A 4,945-nucleotide genomic window follows, 5' to 3' on the forward strand; every position below is an offset into this window, starting at 1 on the left:
GCTCACCTCAGCGACGCCCGAATCTCACCGAACGTCACCGCCTGTACCCCTTGAGAGACCCAGCCGGATACCGGAACCACCCCAGGATCGAAGGACACAGGCGGGCCGAAGGCTGCATACCGCGCCCACCACCTCCAGCAACGTGACGCCCATGCCCCAGGCGCCCCGGAGATACGGCCCGGCCGGGGCGGGTCCGGGGCCCGACCGCTGGGTGCGGATGCGGGCCATGACCTGCTCGAGCTGGGTGCAGTCGTGCGTCCCGCCCGACGACGCGGGCCGGCTCCGGCTCGTCGAGGACTTGGCCGCGGTCGGCGCGGCCGGCCGCGAGGTGTTCCTGCGGGAGGAAGGCATCACCGGCAGAGAGCTGCATGCCGAGATCCGGGCCCTGGCTGCCAAGGCGGGCTGGACACTGGGTGCATGGCACGTCGACCGTCTGACCGGGCAGTCGCCTGCCGTCAGCTCTTCCGATATGCCGGCCGATCTGTACGTGGGACCGGACAATGATCAGCCACTGCGCCGCTCGGTCGACGGCGGTTGGCGGGCCCACTGGATCCTGGAGATCCGCCTGCTCGACGAGTACCGCGGGATCGGCGGCTCGTTCAAGCAGCTCCTCGATCTGGTCTGACACTGCCCGGGATCACACGATGCCCTCGCCGCATCACGGATCCCCTCCCCGGTCGCGTACCGGGCGCCGACAGCTTCCGGTTCGCCCCCGCGCCGCTCCGTGGACCCGGGCACCGCGAGACGGCTCACCCACGTCCGTATACGCGAGTCGAAAAAAATCGGGCGGCCGTGTCGAGAACCCGTGGCCGGCTCCGTCCCTGGAGTGAAGGCGACCAAAATAGGTCGCACCAGCAACTAGGAGAAACACCATGGCCAAGTACTTGCTGCTCAAGCACTACCGCGGCGCCCCGGCTCCGGTCAACGACGTGCCCATGGACCAGTGGACGCCGGAGGAGATCTCGGCGCACTGCCAGTACATGAGCGACTTCGCGGCCAGGCTCGAGGGGACCGGCGAGTTCGTCGACGGTCAGGCGCTCGCCCCCGAGGGGACATTCGTCCGGTACGACGGTGAGGGGCGCCCGCCCGTCACCGACGGCCCGTTCGCCGAGACCAAGGACCTGATCGCCGGCTGGATGGTGATCGACGTCGACAGCTACGAGCGTGCCGTCGAGCTGGCCGGGGAGCTGTCCGCCGCCCCCGGGGCGGGCGGGAAGCCGATCCACGAGTGGCTCGAGCTGCGCCCGTTCCTGGCCGCGCCGCCCACCATCACGGAGTGACGTCCCAGATGGACGAGGCTCTGCTCCGGAGCCTCACGCCGAGCGTGCTCGCCGTCCTCGTCCACCGCGGAGCCGACTTCGCGGCGGCCGAGGACGCCGTACAGGACGCGCTCGTCGAGGCGGTCCGCGTCTGGCCGGCCGACCCTCCGCGGGATGCGAAGGGCTGGCTGGTCACCGTGGCATGGCGCCGGTTCCTCGACGCGACCCGGGCGGACGCCTCACGCCGGCGGCGTGAGGACCGCGTCGACGAGGAGCCGGCGCCCGGGCCCGCGCCCGCGGTGGACGACACGCTCCAGCTCTACTTCCTGTGCGCCCACCCCTCGCTGACGCCGTCGTCCGCGGTCGCGCTCACGCTGCGCGCCGTCGGCGGTCTCACCACCCGCCAGATCGCCCAGGCCTACCTGGTGCCCGAGGCGACCATGGCACAGCGCATCAGCCGCGCCAAGCGCACCGTCTCCGACGTGCGCTTCGACCGGCCCGGCGACGTGGCCACGGTGTTGCGCGTCCTCTACCTGGTCTTCAACGAGGGCTACTCCGGCGACGTCGACCTCGCCGCCGAGGCCATCCGGCTCACCCGGCAGCTCGCGGCCGCGATCGACCACCCCGACGTGGCGGGGCTGCTCGCCCTCATGCTGCTCCACCACGCCCGGCGCGCCACCCGGACCGCGCCCGACGGCAGCCTGGTGCCGCTCGCCGAGCAGGACCGCGGCCGGTGGGACACCGAGTCGATCGCCGAGGGCGTCCGGATCCTGCAGGCGGCCCTCGCCCGCGACCGGCTGGGCGAGTTCCAGGCCCAGGCCGCCATCGCGGCACTCCACGCCGACGCGCGCACCGCCGAGGAGACCGACTGGGTGCAGATCCTCGAGTGGTACGACGAGCTCGCGCGACTGACCGACAGCCCGGTCGTCCGGCTCAACCGCGCGGTCGCCGTCGGCGAGGCCGACGGGCCGCGTGCAGGCCTGGCGGCGCTCGCGGAGCTGGACGCCTCACTGCCCCGCCACGCCGCGGTGGCCGCGTACCTTCACGAGCGCGACGGCGACCTGGCGACGGCGGCACGGCTGTACGCCGAGGCGGCCCAGAAGGCACCCAACCTTGCCGAGCGCGACCACCTGACGCGCCAGGCCGCGCGGCTCAACGCCCGCCGGCGTCTGTGAGGGGTTGGGTTGGCAGGTAGAGACCCGCCGCACAACGCGTCGCCGACGGAGGGGCCTTGCCACTGTCTGCCGCTGAAGTTCTGCCGGTGTCATTGCGGCCCCTATGAGTACAAGGACTCATGACGCCCACCACGGCGCAGAAGAGGATCGGGGCATGACGATGATCAGGACGGGCTCGGCCGCGCCCGGCGACCGCTATGCCGAGAACCACGGCCTCAGGGTCCCCTTCCCCCTCCACGGCCAGCGCCGGTGCGACGGGCTCACGGCCGTCGGGCGTATCGAGGCCGCGCTCGAACCGCTGTGCAAACGAGGCGACTTCGCCCGGAACACACCCGTGACGCGCTCGCCGGCCTCGGCTACCCCCCGAGAAAGCGCGATCGTACGAGAACGGCCCCACCGGAGTCGGCTTCCTCATCGAGGTCGATGCCTCCCCGCTGTGCGTGGAGGGCAGGATGGACCGCGGCTCCACCCGGGCGGACCCCTTCGGCGGCTACCCCGACCACTCCGGTTGCGACACCCCCAGCGGCGGTCACTGACGAGAGCCATCACACCGGTCGAACATCTGCTGCCGATACCCATCCAGGTGGGAACGGGCCGCTGTCAGCCCGCCCCACTACGGTGCCGAAACAGTCAGCCTGGAGCCGTAGCGGGTCGGACGCACTCGCGGTGATGCGAACTGGCCGGGCTGGTAGTCGCCGGCCTGGCAGACGCTCTTGCCGGGCCGGATCGACGACCGCATCAGGCAGGTCGACGCCGCCCGATGGTAGGCCCAGGCCAGGCTGGGAACCTCAGCGAGAACGGTTGGACGGTCGCCTGGCAGCGCCACAGGCGGCGCCTCCGCCGACGTCTACGGGGTCTGCGTCGGGGTGAACATCGTGAGGATCAGCAGGGTGTCGACGAGGTCCTCGGCGGGGGCGCCGGTGGCCAGGCGGCGCAGCTGCTGTCCGAAGACCAAGGCGACGGCCACGCCGGCCAGTCGCTCGGGGTCCGGCACGCCGAGTTGGGTCAGGATCCGGGTGGCCAGGAGGTCGTAGGCGGCGAAGCACTCGGCCGCGGCAGCACGCAGCCGTTCGTCGCGGCCGGCCTGGACGTACAGCTCGAAGGGCGCGATGTGGCGGCTGTCGAAGGCGTTGCCGCCCGCGACCTGGGCCACGACCTCGGCCGCCTGCCCGATGTCGAAGCGCTCGTCGGTGCACTCGTCGGCGAGTGTCGTGAAGTGCCGGGTCTCCTCGGCCACGAAGTGCAGCAGGCTTTCGCGCAGCAGCTCGTGCTGGGTGGCGAAGTGGTAGGTGACGGAACCGAGGGAGACTGCGGCCTCCTTCGCGATCCGCCGGTTGGTGACGGCGGCGATGCCGTCCTGCCCGATGATCCGCAGTACGGCGTCGATGATGCTCTGGCGGGTTTCGGAAGCATGGGGCATGTCTGCATTCTGCCCCATCTGCCGGAGCCAGTCCCCGGGCAGGGCTGGGGAGTTGGGGGCGGCCGAGGTGTGGACAGCCGACGAGGCAGTCCCTACTGTTCGTTCGAACGAACAGTAGAAGGCCGCCGCACGGGAGTGATCGTGGACATATCCGGATCGAACGTTCTGCTCACCGGGGCCACCGGAGGCATCGGCTCCGCCCTGGCTTCGCGCCTGACGTCTCAGGGGGCCCGCCTCACGGTCAGCGGGCGCAGGAAGGAAGCCCTCGAGGCGGTCGCAGACGCCTGGGGCGCCCGCACAGTGGTCGCCGATCTGGCCGTACGGTCCGACGTCGTGCACCTCGCCGAGAGCTGCGCCGAGGCGGACGTCCTCGTCGCCAATGCCGCCCTGCCGGCCAGCGGCGATCTCAAGGACTACACCGAGGAGCAGCTCGACCGCGCACTCGACGTCAACCTGCGCGCGCCTGTCTTGCTGTCCCAACTGCTCTCGGCGCACATGGTGGCACGCCGCCGCGGCCACATCGTGCTGGTCGGTTCCATCTCCGGCAAGGCGGCGACCAAGTCGGCCTCCCTGTACAACGCGACGAAATTCGGGCTGCGCGGATTCGCCCTCGCCCTGCGCCAGGAACTCAGGGGCACTGGGGTGGGCGTGTCCCTGGTGCAGCCCGGGTTCGTCCGCGACGCCGGGATGTTCGCGGCCACCGGCGCCGCCCCGCCGAAGGGCCTCAGGACCGTCACGCCCGGCCAGGTCGCCGACGGCGTCGTACGGGCCGTCCACCGCGACCGGTGCGAGGTCAACGTGGCGCCGCTGGAGCTGCGGCTGCTGAGCGCCATCGCCGGGCAGTTCCCCGGTTTCGCCGAGCGGGTCCAGGCCCGCATGGACTTCGACGGCTCCGTGCGACAGATCGTCGAGGCCCAGCGCTCACACCGTTAGACACCGGCGGTCCCGCGCCGCCAGCGGGACCGCCGGCTCGGGCCCCCCCGGGCCCGCCCCCCCCCCCCCGCCGGGCCCCCCCCCCCGGCGCCCCCCCCGCCCCCGCCCGCGGGGGCGGGGGGGCCCCCCCCGGCGCGGGCCGCCCCGGCCCCGCGCGG

The 4,945-nt window shown here is 72.3% G+C and carries 5 protein-coding genes; 4 read left to right on the top strand and 1 reads right to left on the bottom strand.

The window, feature by feature from the left end:
- The first annotated feature begins 217 nt into the window (after positions 1-217).
- From AB0M76_RS42970 to AB0M76_RS42980, 3 genes are all read left to right on the top strand, one after another.
- Positions 218-625: a hypothetical protein gene (locus tag AB0M76_RS42970; protein ID WP_365958214.1), complete on the top strand. Its 408-nt coding sequence runs from the start codon at positions 218-220 to the stop codon at positions 623-625.
- Between the two features lie 247 nt (positions 626-872).
- Positions 873-1,280 (top strand): YciI family protein, encoded by a 408-nt coding sequence (locus AB0M76_RS42975; protein WP_266659965.1) that lies wholly within the window; start codon positions 873-875, stop codon positions 1,278-1,280.
- Between the two features lie 8 nt (positions 1,281-1,288).
- Positions 1,289-2,434: a DUF6596 domain-containing protein gene (locus AB0M76_RS42980; RefSeq protein ID WP_365958223.1), complete on the top strand. Its 1,146-nt coding sequence runs from the start codon at positions 1,289-1,291 to the stop codon at positions 2,432-2,434.
- A gap of 847 nt (positions 2,435-3,281) precedes the next feature.
- Here the strand turns inward: AB0M76_RS42980 and AB0M76_RS42985 are convergent.
- Positions 3,282-3,854 (bottom strand): TetR family transcriptional regulator, encoded by a 573-nt coding sequence (locus tag AB0M76_RS42985; protein WP_365958215.1) that lies wholly within the window; start codon positions 3,852-3,854, stop codon positions 3,282-3,284.
- A gap of 141 nt (positions 3,855-3,995) precedes the next feature.
- Between AB0M76_RS42985 and AB0M76_RS42990 the strand changes: the two genes are divergently transcribed.
- Positions 3,996-4,787 carry an SDR family NAD(P)-dependent oxidoreductase gene (locus tag AB0M76_RS42990; protein WP_365958216.1) on the top strand — a complete coding sequence of 264 codons (792 nt, stop codon included), beginning with the start codon at positions 3,996-3,998 and terminating at the stop codon, positions 4,785-4,787.
- Positions 4,788-4,945 lie beyond the last annotated feature (158 nt).

The organism is Streptomyces sp. NPDC051364, from assembly GCF_040682115.1.
In the GTDB taxonomy this organism is placed as follows: domain Bacteria; phylum Actinomycetota; class Actinomycetes; order Streptomycetales; family Streptomycetaceae; genus Streptomyces.

Bases quoted from the DNA above. Each gene is read 5' to 3' on its own strand.
- AB0M76_RS42985 (WP_365958215.1), bottom strand. From the start codon at position 3,854: ATGCCCCATGCTTCCGAAACCCGCCAGAGCATCATCGACGCCGTACTG.
- AB0M76_RS42980 (WP_365958223.1), top strand. From the start codon at position 1,289: ATGGACGAGGCTCTGCTCCGGAGCCTCACGCCGAGCGTGCTCGCCGTC.
- AB0M76_RS42970 (WP_365958214.1), top strand. From the start codon at position 218: ATGCGGGCCATGACCTGCTCGAGCTGGGTGCAGTCGTGCGTCCCGCCC.
- AB0M76_RS42975 (WP_266659965.1), top strand. From the start codon at position 873: ATGGCCAAGTACTTGCTGCTCAAGCACTACCGCGGCGCCCCGGCTCCG.